We start from the raw sequence: 23,536 nt of genomic DNA, 5'->3' as shown, positions 1-23,536 counted from the left end.
TGGCGAACCGTTGCCGCCCTTCTGGCTGACAACGGCCCATGAACTCTCTTTCTAACGATCAGACGCGACACTTACCGGTAAGGTGCGTCTGCCTCCAATCGTGCAGCAAGCTCGGCTTCCCAACGCTCGCCGTTTGCCAGCAGCTTGTCCTTGTCATAGAACAGCTCCTCGCGGTTTTCGGTTGCGAACTCGAAGTTCGGACCTTCGACGATCGCATCCACCGGGCAGGCTTCTTCGCAGAAACCACAATAGATGCATTTCGTCATATCAATGTCGTAGCGGGTTGTACGACGCGAACCGTCGTCACGCGGCTCTACCTCGATGGTAATGGCCTGTGCCGGGCAGATTGCTTCGCACAGCTTACACGCAATGCAGCGCTCTTCCCCGTTCGGGTAGCGACGCAGCGCATGTTCGCCACGGAAACGCGGGCTCAGCGGGCCTTTTTCATACGGGTAGTTCAGCGTCACTTTCGGCTTGAACATATATTTCAAGGTGAGCGCCATACCCGATACGAGTTCCGCGAGCAGGAAGCTCCGGGCCGTCCGATCAATAAATGACATCGTTTACCTCTCTCTTTCCGATGCGCGGCGATCAGGCCGGGACCTTGTCAAAAACAACGAGGAACGTGGCAACCAGCATGACCCATGCGAAGGACAGCGGCAGGAAGATTTTCCAGCCCAGACGCATCAGTTGGTCATAACGGTAACGCGGGAAGGTTGCACGGACCCACAGGAAGATGAACAGAACGAAGCAGATCTTCAGAATGAACCAGATCGCGCCCGGGATGAATTCGAGGAACGGCAACGGCGCGCTCCAGCCACCCAGGAACAGAATGGCGCACAGGCCACTCATCAGGATCATGTTGGCGTATTCACCCAGGAAGAACAGCGCAAAGGTCATGGCCGAATAATCGACGTTGTAACCCGAAACCAGTTCTGCTTCCGCTTCGGGAAGGTCAAACGGTGCGCGGTTGGTTTCTGCCAGAATGGACACGATGAAGATGATGAACATCGGGAAGTGATAAACGAAGTTCCACTCCCAGATACCGCCGGTCTGACCGCGGACGATGTCGCTCAGGTTCAAGGAGCCGGTGGTCAACAGGACCGAAATGATGATCAGGCCGATCGAAATCTCGTACGAAACCATCTGCGCGCCGGAACGCAGCGCACCAAGGAATGCGTATTTGGAGTTCGATGCCCAACCGGCCATTACGATGCCGTAAACACCCAGCGAAGAAATCGCGAAAATATAAAGAATACCGACATTCAGATCCGCCAGAACCATGCCTTCGTCGAACGGAATAACCGCCCAGGCAATGATCGCGAGAATGAAAGTCAGCATCGGGGCAATGATAAACACGCCCTTGTTCGCGCTGCTTGGAATGATTGTTTCTTTCAGAAACAGTTTCAAACCATCAGCAAGCGGTTGCAAAAGGCCAAACGGCCCCACAACGTTCGGGCCCTTGCGGAGCTGGATCGCACCAATAACCTTACGCTCGGCGTAGGTCAGATAGGCGACAGCACCCAACAGCGGGAGGACAATCGCCAAAATCTTGGCGACGATCCAGACCAGCGGTTCAATATATCCGTCCCAAAGAAGTTCCATCGGTCAAACCGTATCTTTTGCGTTTCGTCCCAGAATTGGGACACCCCCTTGTGGGATAGGCGACGACGGGTGCGTCGCCTATCTTACTCAGGCAACCTTCTCGGCAGCCGCATCCTTGACGAAGGCCTCGGTACATTTGGCCATCGTCACCGATGCACGGCTGATCGGGTCGGTCATATAGAAATTGCGAACCGGTGATGCGAAACCTTCCGGTTTCATGTCACCCGCTTTACCGAAATCGGTCCATTCCGCCTTGGTCGGAACGTTCAGCGACGCGAAGGTCGGGCTGAGTTCGACCATCCGCGAGCGAACGGCATCGATGTTGTTGTACGGCAGGGTCTGGTCAAGCGCACCCGAAAGAGCACGAACAATCGCCCAGTCCTCACGCGCGTCACCAACCGGGAAGATCGCACGCCAGCCCTGCTGGGCGCGGCCTTCGGTATTGACATACGTGCCGTTCTTTTCGGTATAGGCCGCACCGGGCAGAATAACATCTGCTGCCTGTGCACCGGCATCCCCCATGGCACCCTGGTAAATGACAAATGCCTTTTCCAGTTTGCTCATGTCGACTTCGTCTGCACCAAGAAGGTAGACAACCTCGACGTCGCCTTTGGCAGCGGCATCAAGAATGTCATTGGTTGCAAGACCGCCCTCACCCGGGACAAAGCCCAGATCAAGGCCGCCGACGCGCGATGCTGCGGTGTGCAGAACGTTGAAACCGTTCCATTCACCGGCAACCATGCCGAACTTCTCGGCAATTGCGCGGGTAGTCGCCAGAACGGCGTCGCCATCTTCACGGTTCAGCGCGCCCATACCGACGATGATCATCGGCTTTTCAGCGGCTTCGAGAATTTTGGCGAACTCGTTCTTGCCTTCGAGAATTTCCGAAAGGGTGTCCGGGCCTGCGCCAAGATACTCGTTCTTGTAGGTCGGATCCCATTTTTCGCCAATGATACCGACTTTGAAATCGCCGGCGGTCGAACGCCAGCGTTTGCGAAGACGGGCATTGATGATCGGCGCTTCGGCGCGAACATTTGCACCAACGATCAGGCAGGCATCTGCCTCGTCGATACCGGCAATCGTGCTGTTGAAGATATAGGAAGCACGCGGGCCGCCAATCTTCGAACCGTCCTGACGGCAATCAAGGTTCGGTGAGCCAAGCTTGCCCATCAGATCCTTGAGCGCGGTCATGGATTCACAATCAACCGTGTCACCGGCAAGAGCGGCAATCTTCTTGCCATCGAGGCCTGAAACCTTTGCCTTGATCGCAGCAAACGCTTCGTCCCAGCTTGCCGGGGTCAGTTTGCCATTCACGCGAACATACGGACGATCCAGACGCTGACGCTTCAGACCATCAATGGCGTAACGGGTTTTGTCCGAAATCCATTCTTCGTTGATGTCTTCGTTCGTACGCGGAAGAACACGAAGAACTTCGGCAGTACGGGCATCAATACGAATGTTCGAACCAACCGCATCCATCACATCGATGCTGTCGGTTTTCTTCAGCTCCCACGGACGCGCGGTGAACGCGTAGGGCTTGGACGTCAGGGCACCGACCGGGCAAAGATCGATCAGGTTGCCCGAAAGTTCGGAGTTGATCGAAGCTTCGATATACGGTCCGACCTCGGTGTCCTCGCCACGATAGACAGCACCCATGGTGCCGACACCGGCGACTTCCTCGGAGAAACGAACGCAACGGGTGCAGTGAATGCAACGGGTCATGATCGTCTTGACGATCGGGCCCAGTTCCTTGTCTTTCACTGCGCGTTTTTTCTCGGCGTAACGCGATGCATCAAAACCATAGGCCATGGCCTGGTCCTGAAGGTCACATTCACCACCCTGGTCACAAATCGGGCAATCCAGCGGATGGTTGATCAGCAGGAATTCCATCACGCCATTGCGTGCTTTTTTGACCAGGTCGGAATCGGTTTTGATCACCATTCCGTCTGCCGCAGGCATGGCACAGGATGCGACCGGCTTTGGCGCGCGTTCCATTTCAACCAGGCACATACGGCAGTTGCCGGCGATTGACAGGCGTTCGTGATAGCAGAAACGCGGGATTTCCTTACCGGCCTCTTCACAGGCCTGAAGGACTGTCGCCCCGGCTTCTACTTCAACTTCAATACCGTCAACTGTTAGTTTCGGCATGTCTCAATCCCTCTCAACAGGCCCCTCTCAGGCCGCGATCCGTGCGCGATATTCCTTGATCCGACGTTCCATTTCGGGACGGAAATGACGGATAAGGCCCTGAATCGGCCATGCAGCAGCATCGCCAAGCGCACAAATGGTGTGGCCCTCGACCTGTTTGGTCACATCCCACAACAGATCAATTTCATCAAGCGTGGCTTCGCCGCGGACCATGCGTGCCATCATACGCATCATCCAGCCGGTACCTTCACGGCACGGCGTGCACTGGCCACAGCTTTCATGCTTGTAGAATTCCGAAAGACGCGCGATCGCGTAGACAATGTCGGTCGACTTGTCCATGACGATCACAGCTGCCGTCCCAAGACCCGAACCCACTTCACGCAGGCCGTCGAAATCCATCAGGACGTCATCGCAAATGTCTTTGGGCATCAACGGAACCGACGAACCACCCGGAATAACCGCCAGAAGGTTGTCCCAGCCACCACGGACACCGCCGCAATGCTTTTCAATCAGTTCACGCAGCGGAATGCTCATCGCTTCTTCGACCGTGCACGGCTTTTCGACGTGACCGGAAATCGCGAACAGCTTGGTACCGTGGTTGTTTTCACGGCCAAAGCTTGAGAACCACGAACCGCCACGACGCAGAATGGTCGGAACCGCTGCGATACTTTCAACGTTGTTTACCGTGGTCGGGCAGCCATAAAGACCGGCATTTGCCGGGAATGGCGGCTTGAGACGCGGCTGACCTTTTTTACCTTCGATACTTTCGATCAGGGCGGTTTCTTCGCCACAGATGTAGGCACCGGCACCAAGATGCAGGTAAAGGTCAAAGTCCCAACCCGAACCACACGCGTTTTTACCGATCAGACCGGCATCATATGCCTCGTCAATCGCACGCTGAAGGTTGGAGGCCTCGTGATAGAACTCACCACGAATATAGATGTAAGCCGCATGTGCATTCATCGCAAAGCTGGCAAGAAGGCAACCTTCGACCAGGGTATGCGGATCATTGCGCATGATTTCGCGGTCTTTACAGGTACCCGGTTCGCCTTCGTCGGCATTGACGACGAGGTAGCTCGGGCGACCATCGGATTCCTTGGGCATGAACGACCATTTCAGGCCGGTCGGGAAGCCTGCGCCCCCGCGACCACGCATACCGGATGCTTTCATCTCGTCGATGATCCAGTCGCGGCCTTTTTCGATCAACGCCTTGGTACCATCCCAGTTACCACGGGATTGCGCGCCCTTAAGGCCGAAATCCTGGAAACCGTACAGGTTGGTAAAGATACGATCCTTATCCTGCAGCATATCAGGCGTCCCCTTCGCTTGCATCAGCGTCCTGCGGAGCTGCGCCGCAGCCACAGAATGCCTTCAGAACCTTCGGACCGCCCATCGGTTCGCAACCTTTACGGCCGCTCTGCGGACCGGCTTTCGGCTTCTCGCCCTTTTTAAGGGCATCAAGGATCGCCTTGGTCGTTTCCGGGGTCAGGTCTTCGTAGTAATCGTCGTTGATCTGCATCATCGGTGCGTTGACACACGCGCCAAGGCATTCGACTTCGATCATGGTGAACTGACCGTCTTCGGTCGTTTCACCAACACCGATGCCAAGTTCCTTTTTGCAGGTATCGACAACGTCGGCAGAACCGCGAAGCCAGCACGGCGTCGTGGTGCAAACCTGGATGAAGTTCTTGCCCACCGGGGCAAGGTTATACATCGTATAGAAGGTTGCGACCTCGTAGACGCGAATGGCCGGCATTTCGAGCATGTCGGCAATGTAATCCATTGCGACGGTCGGAACCCAGTTACCTTCGGTCTGACGCTGTGCCAGATCAAGCAGCGGCATGACCGCGCTCTGCTGGCGGCCTTCCGGGTACTTGGCGATGATCTTCTTTGCCTTTTCCAGGTTTTCCGGAGTGAAAGCAAAGCTGACAGGTTGAAGCTCTTTCGGAGCTGGTCTTCTCAAATGGCTCATCGGTCAATCTCACCGAACACGATATCTAGCGACCCGATATTGGCAACGACGTCGGCCAGCATGTGACCTTTGGACATGAAGTCGATACCCTGGAGGTGCGGGAACCCGGGTGCGCGAATTTTGCAGCGATACGGACGGTTCGAGCCATCCGAAACAAGATACACACCAAACTCGCCCTTCGGTGCCTCGACCGCGGCATAGCATTCGCCAGCCGGAACGTGGAAACCTTCGGTAAAGAGTTTGAAGTGATGGATCAGGGCTTCCATCGAACGCTTCATTTCGGCGCGCGACGGCGGTGCCACTTTGTTATTTTCAACAATAACAGGACCATCTGGCATATTCTTGATGGCCTGCTTGATGATTTTCAGCGACTGCCACATTTCTTCAAAGCGGACAAGGAAGCGGTCATAGCAATCGCCGTTCTTGCCTACCGGAATGTCGAAGTCGAAATCTTCGTAAGAATCATAGGGCTGCGATTTACGCAGATCCCATGCCAGACCCGATGCACGGATGTTCGGGCCGGTAAAGCCCCAGTCAAGCGCCTCTTCCGCGCTGACGGTACCGATATCAACCGTACGCTGTTTGAAGATACGGTTGCCGGTCAGAACGCGATCAAAGTCCTTGAGGAACACGTCATACTGATCAGCCCAGGCATCAATGTCTTCAAGAAGACCTGCCGGCAGATCGGCCGCAACACCGCCCGGACGGAAATAGTTGGCGTGAAGACGGGCGCCACAGGCGCGCTCATAGAATTCCATGAGCTTTTCACGTTCTTCAAAGCCCCACAGAAGCGGGGTCATCGCACCAACGTCCAGTGCGAACGCGGTCAGGTTCAGAATGTGGTTCAGAATACGACCGATTTCCGCATAGAGAACACGGATATACTGACCACGTTTGGGAACCTCGATCCCCATAAGTTTCTCGATGGCCAGGCAATATGCATGTTCCTGGTTCATCGGCGCGACATAGTCGAGACGGTCGAAATACGGGGTCGCCTGAATATAGCTCTTATATTCGATCAGCTTTTCCGTACCACGATGCAGAAGACCAATATGCGGGTCCGAACGTTCGACGACTTCGCCGTCCATTTCCAGAACCAAACGCAGAACGCCGTGCGCCGCAGGGTGCTGCGGGCCGAAGTTCATGGTCATATTTTTGATTTTTTGTTCGGACATCAGGCGTTGCCCTCCGCCTTTTCATCACCCGGAAGAACATGCTGGATGCCTTCCCACGGGCTTTCGAAATCGAAATTACGGAAATCCTGAACCAGTTTTACCGGCTCGTAGACAACGCGCTTCTGCTCATCATCGTAACGAACTTCAACATAACCGGTCAGCGGGAAATCCTTGCGCAGCGGATGACCTTCAAAACCGTAATCGGTCAGAATACGGCGGGGATCCGGATGGTCGGCAAAGAAGATACCGTACATGTCCCATGCTTCGCGCTCGAACCAGTCGGCGGCGCTGAAAACAGGTACACAGCTTGGTACCGGGGTTTCTTCGTCGGTGCGGACCTTTACGCGGAGACGCAGGTTATGTTTGAGCGACAGCAGGTGATACACAACATCGAAACGCTCCGGGCGTTCCGGGTAATCTGCACCACAAACGTCGATAAGCTGCTTGAACAAGCAGCCGGTATCATCCCGAAGGAAGGTCAGAACTTTAAGAATATCATCGCGCTTTGCGACGATGGTCAGCTCGCCGTAACGAATCTCGCTTTCGAGGATTTCGTTGGCCAGCTGGGACACCACAAGATCTTTAAGATCATTCAATGCGGCGCTGTTATCGCTGAGCAGTTCGCTCATGCAAGCCCCCTATTACGGATCAGCGTGTCAGGACACCAGTACGGCGGATTTTCTTTTGCAGCTGCAATATGCCGTAGATCAGCGCTTCGGCTGTCGGCGGGCAACCCGGTACATATACGTCAACCGGGACAACGCGATCACAACCGCGCACCACCGAATAGGAATAGTGATAGTAACCGCCGCCATTTGCGCACGAACCCATCGAAATAACCCAGCGCGGTTCTGCCATCTGGTCATAGACCTTACGCAGCGCCGGGGCCATCTTGTTGGTAAGCGTACCAGCAACGATCATCACGTCTGACTGACGCGGGCTTGGGCGGAACACCAGACCGTAACGGTCAAGGTCGTAACGCGACGCAGCCGAATGCATCATTTCAACAGCACAGCAGGCAAGACCGAACGTCATCGGCCAAAGGGAACCGGTGCTTGCCCAGCTTGCCAGCTTGTCGAGATTGGCAAGGACAAAGCCCTTGTCATTCATCTCGTCAAACACGCCCTTAAGCAGTGCATCCTGATCCGTACCGGGTGCCAGGGGTGCGCCTGTATTGGTGCTCACTCCCATTCCAAAGCTCCCTTCTTCCATTCATAGATAAATCCGACCGTCAGAACAGCCAGGAAGATCACCATCGATACAAAGCCGAAAGTCCCGATATCACCGAGGGTAACAGCCCACGGGAACAGGAAGGCGACTTCGAGGTCGAAAATAATGAACAAGATTGCGACCAGATAGAACCGGACGTCGAACTTGATACGCGCATCTTCAAACGGCGCGAACCCGCACTCGTATGCGGACAGTTTTTCAACATCCGGTGCCTGCTTGGCAAGAACCAGCGACGCGATGACGATTACCGCCGAAAGACCGACGGCGATCCCGATGAATACCAGGATCGGAAGATATTCCGAAAGAAGCTCTTGCATCTCTCTGACCTCTCAAGAACAGGCCTTGTGACCCGACCAGGTCCCCACCTGGCCCATTACGGCGCACCATAACGTATGCACCGCACAAGTTCCAGTCCTCAAGCAGGATTAAGCTGCTCTAAGACCGGAAACTTTCTAATCTTTTTACCGTTTACTACCGTCCGATATCGGGGCGCATGTCGAGATGATCAAGACCCTGCCCTGCGATGCAGTGTAAGCAACACATGAAAAGGCGATCGCGGAAAAGACGAAACGCCCGACAAAAGACAACAGATGATGGGTCATGGCGCGAGCGACGGGACTTGAACCCGCGGCCTCCGGCGTGACAGGCCGGCGCTCTAACCAACTGAGCTACGCCCGCAAAATGACCATCAATCGGCGGGCCTTTGTTAGACCACCCCCCAAACCAAGTCAAGCAGCTAGCAGTGTTTTCAACCCTTTCGACAATTGCGCCAGTCAACATCACCCGCTGAAAGGCAATTTCGGCCCGAATTTGTACCGATTTCACCCAATCTGTACATTTTGCACATCAAGGTGCGGTCGGTCTTTGCAAAGACGCGCCGGCTTTTATAGAATTGTTGACAAATTCCCCCTATCTTACGGTGCGATAGGGGCACGTTCTTGCATTGTCGGTTCAATGAAAGACAGAGTCATTAGGACGGAGAAGACCACCCGTGGGGCGCGTTAAAGAAGAATACAGATCACTGGCCGGACCGGAAAAGGCAGCGATTCTCATGCTTGCTCTTGGGGAAGAGCACGCGACCAAGATGTTCAGCATGATGGATGACGAGGAAATCAAAGAGATTTCCCAAACCATGTCCGGGCTTGGCACCATCAGCGCCAACATCGTTGAACGTCTGTTTGTTGAGTTTGCCGACCAGCTTTCATCGACCGGCTCTCTTGTCGGTTCGTTTGACACGACCGAGCGACTGCTGTCGAAAGTTCTTCCCGAAGACCGCGTTAACGGCATCATGGAAGAAATCCGCGGCCCGGCGGGTCGCACCATGTGGGACAAGCTGAATAACGTCAACGAAGCGGTCCTTGCCAACTATCTTAAAAACGAATACCCGCAGACCGTCGGCGTGGTTCTGTCAAAACTCAAGCCGGGTCACTCGGCTTCCGTGTTGTCGTTGCTGCCTGAAAACTTTTCGATGGAAGTCATCATGCGTATGTTGCGCATGGAAGCCGTCCAGAAAGAAGTTCTTGATAATATTGAGAAAACCCTTCGTACCGAGTTCATGTCGAACCTTGCGCGCGGATCGCGCGGCGACAACCACGAACTGATGGCAGATATCTTCAACAGCCTTGACCGTCAGAGCCAGGATCGCTTCCTGACCGCACTGGAAGAACGTAACCGTGACTCGGCCGAGAAGATCAAGGCTCTTATGTTCACCTTCGAGGATCTTGCCCGTCTCGACAATAACGGCGTTCAGACCCTTCTGCGTCAGGTCGAAAAAGACAAACTTGCCCTGGCCCTTAAAGGCTCCACCGATCAGATGCGCGATCTGTTCTTCAAGAACATGTCCGAACGTGCCGGCAAGATGATGAAAGAAGACATGGATGCGCTTGGCCCGGTCCGCCTTTCCGATGTCGAAGAATCGCAAATGATGATTGTCCAGCTGGCCAAGGAACTTGCCGCACAGGGCCAGATCGTCATTTCCGAAGGCAGTGGCGAAGACGAAATGGTCTACTAAATCGCCAGCACGGCATGACGACCATCCGAATTCAAAAGGGACAGCAAAAGCTGTCCCTTTTTTCATGTGCCGCAGTGCCCCCTGCCCTAACCGACAATCACATTGGGGACGGGATCGGTGATTGACCTGATTTCCCAGCGTAGCCGGTTCTGGCCGCCCACTTCCTTGAACTCGGCGGCGTTATGACTGCGGATGCCCGCTGTGGTCCGGAACTCGATCTTGCCGGTCATTTGATAACCCAGCGCATTCAGACGGTCCTGATACTGATCGGGCACAAAGCCGCCGCGAATTTCGACAGTATTACGATCCTTGTGAAAGAACATCTCAAGGATGCGGGACTGCCGACGCACGAACACGAAGCTTTTTTCACGTATGATATTGCCGCGACGCTCATAAACCATGTTGAAGACGCCCCGGCCGCTATAAGTCAGCTGACGCACACCCGAATCGCGTTTCAGATCGGCAAGAACCTTGGCGACCTTTTCCTTTTCACCGGCTTCATCAAGACTGTTGTCCAACAGCCCCTGGGTAATGTTTGGCTGCACCAGTAGCCCGCGATAGCTCAGGCGATAGTCACCATTACGTTCCATCGAAATATCGATATTGAAGGATTCCGGCAGATAGCAACTTGCCAGAACCAGCGGCAGAAACAGCACAAGCATCAAACGGCGAATTCGTCTGACAAGGTTTGAAACGCGTTCAGCCGGGGAAACATTCATAGTGCAGGTTCCGATTCTTTTATCCAGTGGCTGGTGCCTTGCTGTTAACACTGCCCGGCAGATGCCCAAGCGTCAACTTTTACAGATATTTACCACACCACCACAATGGGACGGATCACACCTGTCAGCCACCCTGCCCGGCAGACAAACCCGGATGCCGAAAACAACGGCCGTCAACAGGCGCACAAACCCGCAACAGAGCCCCGTTGCACACGCAGCAATCCACTTTGTCATGACACAGCATATGCGCCACACAGGGCCTTTTCGCACCGTGTAACGCAGCGCAAAATCACCCCGCATGCAAACGCGCAGATGACGAGCTTGATTTCATGTCTATCAGGGAAAACCGGCAAAGAAAAAAGGCAGCCTTTAGGGCTGCCTTCTTCATGGTGGGTGATGAGAGATTCGAACTCCCGACCCTCTCGGTGTAAACGAGATGCTCTAACCAGCTGAGCTAATCACCCGTTGCGTATCCGCGCTGTTTTCTGCGGAAGCGGGCGGAACTTACCATGGTTTTTTCAAAAAGCAATGCCCTGATTGCAGAAAAATGTAACTTCTATTTCAAGGGTATTTATCCACGGCAACTGGTCAACCTGAACCCGCCAAAATTCCCCGTAAACATCACTGAGCGCCCGATAATTTCGCCAAAACAATGCCGTGCAAGATTTCGCAGTGATTCGGAAATGATTCGCCCAGATTCGCAATCGGCCCAGATACGAGAAAAGGCAGCCTTTAGGGCTGCCTTCTTCATGGTGGGTGATGAGAGATTCGAACTCCCGACCCTCTCGGTGTAAACGAGATGCTCTAACCAGCTGAGCTAATCACCCATTTGTTTCCGCGCTGTTTCCTGCAGAAGCGGGGCGGAACATAACACGGTTTTTACAAAAAGCAATGCCGGTGACGTGTGTCACCGGCATTTTTTCTAAGAACTTCGTCAAACTTAGTTGACGGCATCCTTAAGGCCTTTGCCAGCCTTGAACTTCGGCTGTTTCGATGCCGGGATGTCGATTTCTTCACCGGTGCGCGGGTTGCGACCTTTTGAAGCAGCGCGAGCAGCGACAGCGAAGGTACCGAAACCAACCAGACGAACTTCGTCGCCGGATTTCAGAGAATCGGTGATGGAATCGAAAACAGCGTCAACCGCTTTAGCAGCGTCAGCTTTGGACAGATCAGCTTTAGCAGCTACACTTCCAACGAGATCGTTTTTATTCACTTCCTGGCCCCCTTGTTTGGACGTTCGGAGTTATGAGGAAATTTGGTTTGCCCCAAACCTGTTGCATGGGCAGTGTAAGCAGGTAGCAAACAGCTCGTCCATGCGAGAGACGCAGTTTTCTGCGGTTTTTGACGTTTTTTTCCTTTTTTTGCGCTTTACACCAATCTCGACATGGCCCTTCGCCGATTCTTGGGCAAAGTTATCCACAGAAAAAGGGGAGCGACATGGTCGCTCCCCTTGTTTTCTGCCGGTTGTGACGGACCTTAATGAGTCGTCACACCACCGATTTCCGATTCTTCACCGTCCTTTGATTTGACGGCAACATCATCATCGGGCTCTTCCCACTCGATCGGGACCAGCGGATTGACCAACGCATGGCTCAGAACTTCGTCAACATGGGACACCGGAATGATTTCCATGCCACGTTTGACGTTGTCCGGAATCTCTTCGAGATCCTTTTCGTTCTCCTGCGGGATCAGAACGGTTTTCACCCCGCCCCGCAGTGCCGCGAGAAGTTTTTCCTTCAGACCACCGATCGCCAGAACACGGCCACGCAGCGTAACTTCGCCGGTCATGGCGACATCCTTGCGCACCGGGTTTCCGGTCAGAACCGAAACAACCGAAGTCACCATGCCCACGCCGGCTGACGGACCGTCTTTCGGGGTCGCACCTTCGGGCACGTGAACGTGAATGTCGCGTTTCTGGAACAGGGTCGGCTTGATGCCGAATTCCGTTGCACGCGACCGCACGAACGAGGTTGCCGCCTGGATCGATTCCGTCATGACTTCACCGAGCTTGCCGGTGGTTTTCATGTTGCCCTTGCCCGGGACGGTAACGGCTTCAATCTGAAGCAGATCACCACCGAATTCCGTATAGGCAAGACCGGTAACAACACCGACCTGGTCTTCACCCTCGGTCTCGCCATAGCGAAACTTGCGGATACCGGCATATTTGCCAAGCGTCCGCGGCGTCACACGCACGGTCTTGATATTTTCAAGCATGATGCGTTTGGTCGCCTTACGTGCCAGACGGGCCAGTTCGCGTTCAAGGTTACGCACACCGGCTTCGCGGGTATAGAAGCGGATCAGATCACGAAGCGCTTCGTCAGAAATGCTCCATTCACCTTTGCGCAGACCATTATCCTTGATCTGTTTCGGGATCAGGTGACGTTTGGCGATTTCGACTTTCTCGTCTTCGGTGTAACCGGAAATCCGGATGATCTCCATACGGTCGAGCAGCGGCTGCTGCATGCGAAGCGAGTTGGCCGTGGTCACGAACATCACATCCGAAAGATCGTAATCGACTTCAAGATAGTGGTCGTTAAAGGTCGAGTTCTGTTCCGGATCAAGTACCTCAAGCAGGGCCGATGCCGGGTCACCACGGAAATCCGAACCCATTTTTTCGATCTCGTCGAGAAGGAACAACGGGTTGGAATATTTCGCCTTTTTCATGCCCTGGACAATCTTGCCCGGCATGGAACCGATATAGGTCCGGCGATGACCGCGGATTTCGGATTCGTCGCGCACACCGCCAAGCGACATGCGGATAAAGCTGCGTCCCGTGGCATTGGCCATCGATTTACCAAGCGAGGTCTTACCAACGCCCGGAGGACCAACAAGGCACAGGATCGGGCCTTTGACTTTTTTGGTACGCGCCTGCACCGCAAGATATTCAAGGATGCGTTCCTTGACCTTCTCAAGACCGTAATGTTCCTTATCAAGGACCTTCTTGGCCTTTTTCAGATCATGGGAAACACGCGAACGCTTGTTCCACGGAATCGACACCATCCAGTCAAGATAGTTGCGCACCACGGTGGCTTCTGCCGACATCGGGCTCATATTGCGCAGTTTCTTGAGTTCTGCCTGGGCCTTTTCCTTTGCCTCTTTGGGCATTTTGGCCTTGTTCAGCTTCTCTTCGATTTCAGAAGCTTCATCCTTGCCGTCTTCGCCTTCGCCAAGTTCTTTCTGAATGGCTTTAAGCTGCTCATTCAAATAGTACTCGCGCTGGGTTTTCTCCATCTGGCGTTTGACGCGGTTGCGGATTTTCTTTTCGACCTGCAACACGCCGATTTCGGATTCCATGAAACCGAAAATACGCTCAAGACGATCGCCAACCAGCTTGGTTTCCAGCAATTCCTGCTTTTCGGAAATCTTCAGTGACAGATGGGATGCCACCGTGTCAGCAAGCTTTGCCGGTTCTTCGATCTGATTGACCGAAACCAGGACTTCTGGCGGAATTTTTTTGTTGAGTTTGATGTACTGTTCGAACTGTGTAACCACAGAACGTGCCAGTGCCTCAAGTTCGCTGTCATCTTCGTCAGCGTCCTCGCGCACGGCACCATAAGCCTGGAAGAAGTCCGGGTTATCGACATAACCGGAAATCTCGGCACGCTTGCCGCCTTCGACCAGCACCTTGACGGTGCCGTCCGGCAGCTTGAGAAGCTGCAAGACAGTTGCGACAGTACCAACTTCATAGAGATCTTCGACGGCCGGGTCATCAAGACCGGCGTCCTTCTGGGTAACAAGCAGGATCTGCTTGTCTTCGCGCATCACATCTTCGAGTGCACGCACCGATTTCTCGCGTCCGACAAAAAGCGGAACAATCATGTGCGGGAACACGACAATGTCGCGCAACGGCAGCACCGGGTAAATTTCGCCACGCGCCAATTCGACCATTATGTTCTATTCCCTACTCTGAGCCAAAAACGTTGCTGGGGTCCTGCCATAGGCCCCGCCAGTAACGCGAACATTTCTTAGATAAGCTGAAATTCCCGCACCGCAATGGATGCCGGTGCGGGATTTAAGATCAGGCGGTATTTTCGACACCTTCATGGCGCTCCGAATGGATCAGCAACGGTTTTGCCTTTCCTTCGACAACGTCATTATTGATGACGATTTCCTCGACACTTTCCATGGTCGGCAGATCGAACATGGTATCAAGCAGGATGCCTTCCATGATCGAGCGCAGGCCACGTGCACCGGTCTTGCGTTCGATTGCCTTGTCGGCAATCGCCTTGAGCGCGTCCGGCTGGAAGGTAAGTTTCACATCTTCCATGTCAAACAGGCGCTGATACTGCTTGATCAGTGCGTTTTTCGGCTCGGTCAGGATTTTGACCAGAGCATCATTGTCGAGGTCCTCAAGCGTTGCCAGAACCGGCAGACGACCGATGAATTCCGGGATCAGACCGAACTTCAGAAGATCTTCCGGTTCGACTTCACGCAGAACTTCACCCGTACGGCGGTCATCGGGGCTGCGAACATCGGCACCAAAGCCGATTGCGCTGCCCTTGCCACGCTGTGAAATCACCTTGTCCAGGCCGGCGAACGCGCCACCGACGATGAAAAGGATGTTGGTGGTGTCGACCTGCAGGAATTCCTGTTGCGGATGCTTGCGGCCGCCCTGCGGCGGAACCGATGCAACAGTGCCTTCCATGATCTTGAGCAATGCCTGCTGCACACCCTCGCCCGAGACATCGCGCGTGATCGACGGGTTGTCGGATTTACGCGAAATCTTGTCGACCTCGTCGATATAGACGATGCCGCGCTGGGCGCGCTCGACATTGTAATCCGCAGCCTGCAGCAGCTTGAGAATGATGTTCTCGACATCTTCACCCACATAACCGGCTTCGGTCAGGGTGGTGGCATCCGCCATGGTGAAGGGCACATCAAGAATACGGGCCAGGGTCTGGGCCAGAAGCGTTTTACCGCAACCGGTCGGACCGACCAGCATGATGTTGGACTTCGCCAGTTCGATGTCTTCATTCTTGCTGGCGTGATGCAGGCGTTTGTAATGGTTGTGAACCGCGACCGAGAGAACTTTTTTCGCATGGCCCTGACCGATGACATAGTCATCAAGGACCTTGCAAATCTCTTGCGGAGAAGGCACCCCGTCTGCCGATTTGACGAGATGGGTTTTATGCTCTTCGCGGATGATGTCCATGCAAAGCTCTACGCATTCATCACAGATGAATACGGTTGGACCGGCGATGAGCTTGCGAACCTCGTGCTGGCTCTTTCCACAGAAAGAACAGTACAGAGTGTTCTTGGAGTCCCCGCTATTCGATTTGCTCATACAAACCCCAATTACGTTTGACGTTATCTTTTATCGCCATGTTAGCCGGTAAACGATACCGATCTCAACGTTTAATCTGCGCTTTTCGACGTTATGGCGTCATGTTTGATATGGGTCCGCCATCGTGGTTGCGAAACCCCTTGCATTAATCACCCGAACGTTCGAGCGACCCACAAGTTCCAGACATCGGCCTGTCGCACGCGCTAATTACCTGTCTATGACTTAAAACTGCCATGAGGCAAGACATAAAAAAACGCCCCGGCCATTGACCGGGGCGTTTTCACCGATTGCGATATGGCAATCAGTCTTTCTTTTCATCGCCTTCCGGCTTCGGACGCGAGGTCACCACTTCGTCGATCAGACCGAATTCCTTGGCCTGATCCGGGGTGAGGAAGTTGTCACGCTCCATCGCATCTTCAATCGTCTTGAGATCACGGCCTGTATGTTCGACATAAATCTCGTTAAGACGCTGACGCAGTGCCAGGATTTCACGGGCATGGATTTCGATATCCGATGCCTGGCCCTGGAAACCGCCGGACGGCTGGTGGATCATGACGCGTGCATTCGGCAGGCAATAACGCTTGCCCTTTGCACCGGCCATCAGAAGAAGCGATCCCATGGATGCCGCCTGCCCCATGCACACCGTCGAAACATCGCAACGGATGTATTGCATGGTGTCATAGATGGCGAGACCCGAGGTCACAACACCGCCCGGAGAGTTGATGTAAAGCGAAATATCCTTGTCCGGATTTTCCGATTCGAGATGCAGGAGCTGCGCACAGATCAGCGACGACATGCCGTCATGGACCTGGCCGTTGATGAAAACGATACGCTCCTTGAGCAAACGCGAAAAGATGTCGTACGCACGCTCGCCCCGGCTGGTCTGTTCAACCACCATTGGTACAAGCGAATTCATCTGTTCTCTAATCATCAACTGCAACTCCCTGCATTATCCTAAACCGTGTCCGGTCGGATTACTTCTCGTCGGATTTGTCAGCTGCTTTTTTCTTCGCAGCCGGCTTCTTGGCAGCAGCTTTCTTGGCCGGAGCCTTTTTCTCTGCGTCCTTTTTCGCCGGTGCTTTCTTGGCAGCCGATTTCTTCTTCGGAGCTTCGTCTTCCTCTTCCGGCTTCAGAAGTTCTTCGACCGTAACGGTCTTTTCTTCAACCTTGGCGAGTTCGACGATGTAATCCACGACCTTGTCTTCATATACAGGGCCCTGAAGCGCCTGCAAGGCCTGCGGGTTATTTTTATAGAATTCAATAACCTGCTGTTCCTGGCCCGGGTACTTCTGAGCTTCGGCAACGAGGACCTTGTTCACGTCTTCCTGGGTAACCTGGATGTCGTTTGCGCGGCCAACTTCTGCCAGCAGAAGACCCAGAAGAACGCGACGTTCTGCGATTTCGCGGAACTCTTCGGTCAGCTCTTCTTCGGACTTGCCTTTGGTTTCGTCATCTTCCTGACCAGCTTCACGGGCCTGTTTGATCTGACCGATGATGCCTTCGAGTTCGTTTTCAACGAGCGAGGTCGGAAGTTCGAAGCTGTGGTTTTCTGCAAGGGCGTCAAGCAGTTCACGCTTCAGCTTCTGACGGGAAACCGATTCGTACTCGCGGCCGTAATCCTTGCGGATCGCGTCCTTGAGGGCTTCGAACGATTCCTGACCGAGCTTCTTGGCCAGTTCGTCATCCAGCTCAGCCGGTTTCTTTTCTTTGATTTCCTTGACGGTTACGTCGAACTCGGCGTCTTTGCCTGCGAGTTCAGCCGCACCGTAAGCTTCCGGGAACTTCACTTTGACGACAACTTCGTCACCAGCGTTCACACCGGTCAGCTGATCTTCGAAACCATCGATGAACGAGCCCGAACCCAGTTCGAGTTCGTAATCTTCGGCTTTGCCGCCGTCGAATGCTTCACCGTCGATTTTGCCGAGGAAGTCGATGACAACAACGTCACCTTTTTTCGACTTGCGCTTGCGTGCGAGCGGCTCGGTGGTGCCCTGTGCAGCAGCAATACGCTCAAGCGTTTCGGTAACCTTGGCTTCGTCAAGTTCAACAACTTCACGGGTCAGCTTCAGCTTTTTGAAGTCCATGGCTTCGATTGCCGGGATAACTTCAACAGCGATATCGAACTCGAGATCACCACCTTCGTCGAATTTGGTGACTTCGATTTTCGGCTGAACAGCCGGACGCAGGTCATTGTCGGAAAGAACTTTGCCGGTGTTTTCGTTCACAGCAGCTTCAAGAACTTCACCCATGACGGCCTGGCCATAACGCTGACGCAGGAGTTTCGCCGGAATTTTGCCCGGACGGAAGCCCGGCAGGCGAACCTGGTCTTTGATCTCGTCAAGCTTGGCGACGACTTTTTCTTCGATTTGTGCGGCGGGCACGACGACTTTGAACTCGCGCGCCAGGCCTTCGTTTTTGGTTTCAGTAACCTGCATAGATAACTCTTTTGCTTGGTTCGAATAATGTCCGTTACGCGACGCAGTCCGGACGTCAGAAAGTCAATATGACTAAACGAATATAAAACCTGATCTAATTTTAAAGCCTGCAAGTGGTACGGGCGAAGGGACTCGAACCCCCACGGATTGCTCCACTGGAACCTAAATCCAGCGCGTCTACCAGTTCCGCCACGCCCGCACACAAGCACGCAAATCATGCCGGTAAGACCGGAATGAGTGCGCCTTAATACAAACTTCGCTCACCTCATGCAAGCATCGCCTTTTCGACAAATGCATTCTTGTCGAAATTAACTGGCAAACGGCGGCGCTATCGCGCGACTTTCAACGGTTTGCGTGAAAAAAGAAACTAGCGCAAAAGACGTTTGACCGCGCCAGATGCGGCAATTTTGCCCTGCCCGACATAGCTTTCGTGATTTTTTTCGATCATCGAAAGGTCGTAAAGATAGTTCACCATCACCCCGAATGACTGCAGCCAGCCGTTTTCCTTGCCATTGCCGTTCCAGTTAAGCCGTTCGACCCGGGCCCCGTTGGTCAGGTGGAAATGCGCCACCGGATCAAATGCCGACCCGGTTTCCGGGCGTCTGGCATTCAACAAATACCATGCGGCAAGATATTCGATATTGGTACGCGTACGTTCGCTGACCTCGTCGGGATGTTTGGCAGGCGGCTTTGGCCCCATCAGGTCATCACAATCACGCAAGGCCGCCTCGATCGCCTTGGGCAGGCCGGTTTCCTGTTTTTGCGCCATTGCATCAAGCTGTTTGTTCATCCAACCCCTCAGTGCCGGGATCGGTGACAGGGTGCTGAACTGTTTAAGATCGGGCAAATCGCGCTGTAACTCACCCACCACCCGCTTGATCAGGAAATCGCCAAAACTGATCCCTGCCAGTCCGGCCTGTGCGTTCGAGATCGAATAGAAAATCGCGGTATCGGCCACTGCGTCCGCTTGATCGTCCTGATGTTCATGTGCGTCCTGATCACCCTTGATCAGGGCATCGACATTTCCGGCAATGCCGTTAACCAGTGCGACCTCGACAAAGATCAGCGGTTCATCGGGCATTCCCGGATGGAAAAAGGCAAAACATCTGCGGTCCGGGGCCAACCGGCGCTTAAGATCATCCCAACTCTGGATCGCGTGAACGGCCTCATAGGCGATCAGCTTTTCCAGAAGGGCTGCCGATGAATTCCACGTAATGCGCTGTAATTCCAGAAAACCGATATCAAACCAGCTTGCCAGCAATTCCTTGAGATCGCGTTCAAGAATCGCAAGTCCCGGTGCCTCCTTGCGCCAGCGCAAAAGATCAGCCCGCAGATCAACCAGAAACTTCACCCCCTGAGGCAAGGAATTGAATTCCTTAAGGATCATGCGAAATGGTGGCACAAGTGCGGTTCTGAGCTCCGCCTCCAGAAGCGCCTGTTCAGCCAGATCATCAGCCATGTTCCAGTCTGCCATGATCGCTGACACATGATCGCGATCCACGCCAAATTCATTGACCAGCAAATGCAGAAACGCACGTTTGCCAGCATCATCAAGGCGCAGAAAATCATGCCCAAGTTCCGCCGCACGTGATCGCGCCGATACCGCACCACCGCGCCGGGCCAAACAATCTGCGATCTGACGGCGCCAACGATCCTGACGGCTTTGGCCTTCATCAAGACCAAGACTGCGCACAACCGAACTGTCGCGCAATTCACGCCAGGCCAGACGAAGATTATCTATGGTTCTGTCAAGAAAGGTCTGAGACATGATTGTCCCCCACATCCAGCAGTTTTACAGCCCGGCCATGATCCGGGCAGACCACGACTGACCAGTTTCTCGCACCACGTAAGACATGCAGGAGATGTCGTTGGCATCACTTTTTATGCGGCTTTATGCGGCCTGTCTGACATTTATATCGGAAGGTCGGCACCAAACATCCAGCACCTGTTGGTACTTGTCACAAATTTGGTGCAAAACGCGCTTTGCGCAATCACCGGGATCAATGGCGAAATGTTCAGGCTTTCTTCCGCGAGGCCAGCCACAATTCGCGCAGAATGACGGGAAGATGGTCCGGAATATCTTCGGCGATCAGCCCCGGGCCCATATCCGCACCGCACCGGCCATGCAACCAGACACCCATGCAGGCCGCATCAAACATTTCCATGCCCTGCGCCATAAGCCCGCAAATAATCCCTGCCAACACGTCGCCGGAACCGGCCGTTGCCAGCCAGGGGGCTTCAATGGCGCTGATGGCCGCGCGCCCGTCCGGGGCGGCAATGACCGTATCGGCACCTTTGATCAGAACCGTCGCACCACTTCGTTTCGCGGCCGCCCGCGCCCGGGTCAGTTTGTCACCTTCGATGTCGGGGAACAGGCGACCGAATTCCCCTTCATGCGGGGTCAATACCGTCGGCCCCTGAACCGCAAAACATAATGTAGACGGATCATCGGCAAAACTTGTGAGCGCATCCGCATCCAGAACCGTTGACCGGCACTGATGCAAAAGTTTGAGAACAAGGCTTCTTGTATCGTCGCCAACCCCGTATCCGGGCCCGATGACAAAGGCGTTATGCCGGCAATCATTCAAAAGAGTTTCGATCTGACCGATCGGTGCGGTCATCACGCCGGGGCTATCGGCCCCGTATATCGGCAAGACTGAGGGGTCGGATACCACCGTCAACAATCCGACACCGGACCGCCGTGCGGCCCGCGCGACAAGGCGGGTCGCCCCGGTCATGGCAGCCCCACCAAAAGCCAGAAGATGACCACGATGATATTTATGCCCGTCAAGACCGGGCCAATGGATGCCCGCCCGCCACAAGACAGGATCATTGCGCCAGCAATTCGGCCGGATTTCCGAGATGATCTGATCAGAAATCCCGATATCGCGAATAGCCAGTTCACCGCACATCAATCGCCCCGGCAAAAGATAATGCCCGGGCTTGGCCCGGCAAAACGTAACCGTCAGATCCGCCTTGATCGCACATCCGCGGATCATGCCGGTATTGCCATCAACGCCTGAGGGCACATCAACCGAAACCACAGAAGCCGCACTTGAATTGATCGTGGTGACCAGCACCGCAATATCGTTCGTGATGTCACGGACAAGCCCGGCACCAAAGATACAATCGACAACAAGATCCGCCCCGACAACCAGCGCCGGCGACAGGCGTTCGGATGCGCCTTCCCAGCGCGCGGCATGATGTGCAGCATCCCCTTTAAGGGCCGCGACATCCCCCATCAGCCCAAGCCTTACAGACCAGCCCGCCTCACGCAGCAAACGCGCAATGACAAAACCGTCCCCGCCATTATTGCCCGGCCCGCACAGAACCGATACCGATCGCGGCGACCAGTGGCGCACGATTTCTTCGTACACTGCACGTCCGGCATTCTCCATCAGCACATCACCGGCAATCCCGCCATCGATGGTGCGACGATCTGCTTCATACATCTGGTCTGTGGTCAGAATTTCGAACATTTCACCCCGTCAGCTTTGCGCGGCAGCATCAACCAGCATGGCGGAATTCCCACCTGCCCGTCCGGTCACCAGGCATGGCAAGTCACCGGTAGCCATTTTCCTGATGTAACAGTATATTGCACCAAAATTCGCACATCAGACAGTTAGCACATAGGGTTATCTTTCTGGTCTGCAAAGATCACGCACTTTCCGCAACAAGGCTTTGCCCACATGCATGTTGTCGTTATGGGTGCTGGCGTCATCGGGACGACAGCGGCCTGGTATCTTTTGCAAAATGGTCATCAGGTCACGGTAATTGACCGCCAACATGCCAGCGCGCAGGAAACCAGCTTTGCCAATGGCGGTCAGATTTCTGCATGTCATGCAACCCCGTGGGCCAACAAAGGTACGCCGGGGCAAATCCTGAAATGGCTTGGTCGCGAAGAAGCGCCGCTTCTGATCAGAATGCGCTTTGACCCGCAACTGTTTGCCTGGGGATTGCGGTTTTTGGCCAATTGCACGGATAAACGTGCGCAGGTCAATCTTGAAAAGGCCCTGCGGGTTGCGACCTATAGCCGTGATTGCCTGCGTGCATTGCGCGGTCAGCTTGACCTGCAATACGATCACAGTGAACGGGGTATCCTGCATATTTGCCGCGATGATGGCGAAATGGCTGCGGTTGCGCGTGCGACCCAACAGATGCAGGAACTCGGTCTTGGCCGAAAACTGGTCAGCACGCAGGAATGTTACGAAATTGAACCTGCCTTGCGTCAAAGCACGGCCCCTATTGTCGGTGGCAGCTACACCCCCGATGATGAAAGTGGCGATGCCCGAAAATTCACCGAACAACTGACCGGCCATTGCCGTGCCCGTGGTGCCGATTTCAAATTCAACACCACGATTAACCGGCTGATCCATGACAATGGCAAGGTCACGGCAGTCCAGACCAATCAGGGGCAGATCAAAGCTGATGCCTTTTTGGTCTGTCTTGGCAGTTACAGTCCGCTTCTGGTCAGGCCGCTTGGCATCAATTTGCCGATTTACCCGTGCAAGGGCTATTCGATCAGTATCGATACGACCGGCTATGACGGGGCACCGCACACCGCCCTGATCGATGACAGCGTTAAAATGGTGTATTCAAGGCTTGGAGACCAACTTCGGGTTGCAGGCACTGCCGAGCTTGACGGGTATAACCTGCGCATGTCGCCGCGCCGAAATCAGCTGATCGTTGATAAGGCATTAGAATTGTTTCCAAATTGCGGGGACCGGTCCAGCATCGCCTTTTGGTCGGGATTGCGCCCGGTGACGCCTGATTCTGCCCCTATTCTTGGCGGCACAAAATATGGTAATCTCTTCCTTAACACGGGGCATGGGACGCTGGGCTGGACGATGAGTTGTGGATCGGCAAAGGCAATCGCCGACGTTATAAGCAATCGCACACCTGACATCCCACTTACAGGGCTGGGTATCGAACGTTTTAAACGAGCGTTACTGTAAAC

Annotated in this window: 19 protein-coding genes and 4 tRNA genes; 2 read left to right on the top strand and 21 right to left on the bottom strand. The window is 54.3% G+C overall.

Annotated features, from left to right (window positions below):
• Positions 1-71 precede the first annotated feature (71 nt).
• The 10 genes from nuoI to SIB88_RS11850 all read right to left on the bottom strand — a co-directional run bounded on the left by nuoI (position 72) and on the right by SIB88_RS11850 (position 8,808).
• Entirely contained in the window at positions 72-560 is a 489-nt protein-coding gene (gene nuoI / locus SIB88_RS11895) for an NADH-quinone oxidoreductase subunit NuoI (protein WP_068518918.1), read from the bottom strand.
• A 31-nt stretch (positions 561-591) separates the two neighbouring features.
• The gene (gene nuoH / locus SIB88_RS11890) at positions 592-1,605 is read right to left on the bottom strand and encodes an NADH-quinone oxidoreductase subunit NuoH (protein WP_068518917.1); all 1,014 of its coding nucleotides are present in this window, start codon (positions 1,603-1,605) and stop codon (positions 592-594) included.
• 87 nt (positions 1,606-1,692) lie between these two features.
• Positions 1,693-3,753: an NADH-quinone oxidoreductase subunit NuoG gene (gene nuoG, locus SIB88_RS11885; protein WP_068518916.1), complete on the bottom strand. Its 2,061-nt coding sequence runs from the start codon at positions 3,751-3,753 to the stop codon at positions 1,693-1,695.
• Between the two features lie 27 nt (positions 3,754-3,780).
• Positions 3,781-5,061, bottom strand: coding sequence for an NADH-quinone oxidoreductase subunit NuoF (gene nuoF / locus SIB88_RS11880; protein ID WP_068518915.1), 1,281 nt, complete (start codon positions 5,059-5,061; stop codon positions 3,781-3,783).
• 1 nt (position 5,062) lies between these two features.
• A complete protein-coding gene (gene nuoE / locus SIB88_RS11875; protein WP_068518914.1) occupies positions 5,063-5,725 on the bottom strand; it encodes an NADH-quinone oxidoreductase subunit NuoE in 663 nt (220 codons plus the stop codon).
• Positions 5,722-6,900: an NADH-quinone oxidoreductase subunit D gene (locus SIB88_RS11870; protein WP_068518913.1), complete on the bottom strand. Its 1,179-nt coding sequence runs from the start codon at positions 6,898-6,900 to the stop codon at positions 5,722-5,724. Before SIB88_RS11870 ends, nuoE begins: the two co-directional genes overlap by 4 nt.
• Positions 6,900-7,529, bottom strand: a complete 630-nt coding sequence (locus tag SIB88_RS11865) for an NADH-quinone oxidoreductase subunit C (RefSeq protein WP_412558148.1) — start codon at positions 7,527-7,529, stop codon at positions 6,900-6,902. The genes SIB88_RS11870 and SIB88_RS11865 overlap by 1 nt, the downstream gene beginning before the upstream one ends.
• Positions 7,530-7,548: 19 nt before the next feature.
• On the bottom strand, positions 7,549-8,091 hold the full coding sequence (locus tag SIB88_RS11860; protein WP_068518911.1) for a NuoB/complex I 20 kDa subunit family protein: 543 nt from the start codon (positions 8,089-8,091) through the stop codon (positions 7,549-7,551).
• Entirely contained in the window at positions 8,082-8,447 is a 366-nt protein-coding gene (locus SIB88_RS11855) for an NADH-quinone oxidoreductase subunit A (protein WP_008891231.1), read from the bottom strand. Before SIB88_RS11855 ends, SIB88_RS11860 begins: the two co-directional genes overlap by 10 nt.
• Positions 8,448-8,731: 284 nt before the next feature.
• A tRNA-Asp gene (locus SIB88_RS11850) sits at positions 8,732-8,808 on the bottom strand.
• Between the two features lie 313 nt (positions 8,809-9,121).
• Here SIB88_RS11850 and fliG point away from each other — a divergent pair.
• Positions 9,122-10,141, top strand: a complete 1,020-nt coding sequence (gene fliG, locus SIB88_RS11845) for a flagellar motor switch protein FliG (protein WP_068518909.1) — start codon at positions 9,122-9,124, stop codon at positions 10,139-10,141.
• A gap of 86 nt (positions 10,142-10,227) precedes the next feature.
• On the opposite strand, the gene SIB88_RS11840 is transcribed toward fliG, so the two are convergent.
• The 11 genes from SIB88_RS11840 to SIB88_RS11790 all read right to left on the bottom strand — a co-directional run bounded on the left by SIB88_RS11840 (position 10,228) and on the right by SIB88_RS11790 (position 22,058).
• Positions 10,228-10,860 (bottom strand): hypothetical protein, encoded by a 633-nt coding sequence (locus SIB88_RS11840; protein WP_412558147.1) that lies wholly within the window; start codon positions 10,858-10,860, stop codon positions 10,228-10,230.
• A 387-nt stretch (positions 10,861-11,247) separates the two neighbouring features.
• Positions 11,248-11,324, bottom strand: a tRNA-Val gene (locus tag SIB88_RS11835).
• Positions 11,325-11,610: 286 nt separating this feature from the next.
• Positions 11,611-11,687 (bottom strand) — tRNA-Val (locus tag SIB88_RS11830).
• 113 nt (positions 11,688-11,800) lie between these two features.
• Positions 11,801-12,073: an HU family DNA-binding protein gene (locus SIB88_RS11825; protein ID WP_008891813.1), complete on the bottom strand. Its 273-nt coding sequence runs from the start codon at positions 12,071-12,073 to the stop codon at positions 11,801-11,803.
• Positions 12,074-12,336: 263 nt separating this feature from the next.
• Entirely contained in the window at positions 12,337-14,748 is a 2,412-nt protein-coding gene (lon, locus tag SIB88_RS11820) for an endopeptidase La (RefSeq protein WP_068518908.1), read from the bottom strand.
• A gap of 130 nt (positions 14,749-14,878) precedes the next feature.
• Positions 14,879-16,144, bottom strand: a complete 1,266-nt coding sequence (gene clpX, locus SIB88_RS11815; RefSeq protein WP_068518907.1) for an ATP-dependent Clp protease ATP-binding subunit ClpX — start codon at positions 16,142-16,144, stop codon at positions 14,879-14,881.
• Between the two features lie 301 nt (positions 16,145-16,445).
• Entirely contained in the window at positions 16,446-17,075 is a 630-nt protein-coding gene (clpP, locus tag SIB88_RS11810; protein ID WP_068518906.1) for an ATP-dependent Clp endopeptidase proteolytic subunit ClpP, read from the bottom strand.
• A 43-nt stretch (positions 17,076-17,118) separates the two neighbouring features.
• Positions 17,119-18,579, bottom strand: a complete 1,461-nt coding sequence (tig, locus tag SIB88_RS11805; protein ID WP_068518905.1) for a trigger factor — start codon at positions 18,577-18,579, stop codon at positions 17,119-17,121.
• Between the two features lie 114 nt (positions 18,580-18,693).
• Positions 18,694-18,778: transfer RNA gene (locus SIB88_RS11800), tRNA-Leu, on the bottom strand.
• Between the two features lie 168 nt (positions 18,779-18,946).
• The gene (locus tag SIB88_RS11795; RefSeq protein WP_412558146.1) at positions 18,947-20,347 is read right to left on the bottom strand and encodes a malonyl-CoA decarboxylase; all 1,401 of its coding nucleotides are present in this window, start codon (positions 20,345-20,347) and stop codon (positions 18,947-18,949) included.
• Between the two features lie 247 nt (positions 20,348-20,594).
• The gene (locus SIB88_RS11790; protein ID WP_412558145.1) at positions 20,595-22,058 is read right to left on the bottom strand and encodes an NAD(P)H-hydrate dehydratase; all 1,464 of its coding nucleotides are present in this window, start codon (positions 22,056-22,058) and stop codon (positions 20,595-20,597) included.
• A 210-nt stretch (positions 22,059-22,268) separates the two neighbouring features.
• On the opposite strand from SIB88_RS11790, the gene SIB88_RS11785 reads away from it, so the two are divergent.
• On the top strand, positions 22,269-23,534 hold the full coding sequence (locus tag SIB88_RS11785) for a D-amino acid dehydrogenase (RefSeq protein WP_412558144.1): 1,266 nt from the start codon (positions 22,269-22,271) through the stop codon (positions 23,532-23,534).
• The last annotated feature ends 2 nt before the right edge of the window (positions 23,535-23,536 follow it).

The organism is Thalassospira sp. MIT121401 (assembly GCF_047125595.1).
Classification (GTDB): domain Bacteria; phylum Pseudomonadota; class Alphaproteobacteria; order Rhodospirillales; family Thalassospiraceae; genus Thalassospira; species Thalassospira povalilytica.
This window is presented reverse-complemented; position numbering and strand designations above follow the sequence as displayed.

Coding starts and splice junctions, on each gene's coding strand:
- clpP (WP_068518906.1), bottom strand. CDS start 17,075: ATGATTAGAGAACAGATGAATTCGCTTGTACCAATGGTGGTTGAACAG.
- nuoI (WP_068518918.1), bottom strand. CDS start 560: ATGTCATTTATTGATCGGACGGCCCGGAGCTTCCTGCTCGCGGAACTC.
- nuoE (WP_068518914.1), bottom strand. CDS start 5,725: ATGAGCCATTTGAGAAGACCAGCTCCGAAAGAGCTTCAACCTGTCAGC.
- SIB88_RS11795 (WP_412558146.1), bottom strand. CDS start 20,347: ATGTCTCAGACCTTTCTTGACAGAACCATAGATAATCTTCGTCTGGCC.
- nuoG (WP_068518916.1), bottom strand. CDS start 3,753: ATGCCGAAACTAACAGTTGACGGTATTGAAGTTGAAGTAGAAGCCGGG.
- tig (WP_068518905.1), bottom strand. CDS start 18,579: ATGCAGGTTACTGAAACCAAAAACGAAGGCCTGGCGCGCGAGTTCAAA.
- lon (WP_068518908.1), bottom strand. CDS start 14,748: ATGGTCGAATTGGCGCGTGGCGAAATTTACCCGGTGCTGCCGTTGCGC.
- SIB88_RS11790 (WP_412558145.1), bottom strand. CDS start 22,058: ATGTTCGAAATTCTGACCACAGACCAGATGTATGAAGCAGATCGTCGC.
- SIB88_RS11785 (WP_412558144.1), top strand. CDS start 22,269: ATGCATGTTGTCGTTATGGGTGCTGGCGTCATCGGGACGACAGCGGCC.
- SIB88_RS11860 (WP_068518911.1), bottom strand. CDS start 8,091: ATGGGAGTGAGCACCAATACAGGCGCACCCCTGGCACCCGGTACGGAT.
- SIB88_RS11855 (WP_008891231.1), bottom strand. CDS start 8,447: ATGCAAGAGCTTCTTTCGGAATATCTTCCGATCCTGGTATTCATCGGG.
- nuoF (WP_068518915.1), bottom strand. CDS start 5,061: ATGCTGCAGGATAAGGATCGTATCTTTACCAACCTGTACGGTTTCCAG.
- SIB88_RS11870 (WP_068518913.1), bottom strand. CDS start 6,900: ATGTCCGAACAAAAAATCAAAAATATGACCATGAACTTCGGCCCGCAG.
- SIB88_RS11840 (WP_412558147.1), bottom strand. CDS start 10,860: ATGAATGTTTCCCCGGCTGAACGCGTTTCAAACCTTGTCAGACGAATT.
- SIB88_RS11865 (WP_412558148.1), bottom strand. CDS start 7,529: ATGAGCGAACTGCTCAGCGATAACAGCGCCGCATTGAATGATCTTAAA.
- nuoH (WP_068518917.1), bottom strand. CDS start 1,605: ATGGAACTTCTTTGGGACGGATATATTGAACCGCTGGTCTGGATCGTC.
- clpX (WP_068518907.1), bottom strand. CDS start 16,144: ATGAGCAAATCGAATAGCGGGGACTCCAAGAACACTCTGTACTGTTCT.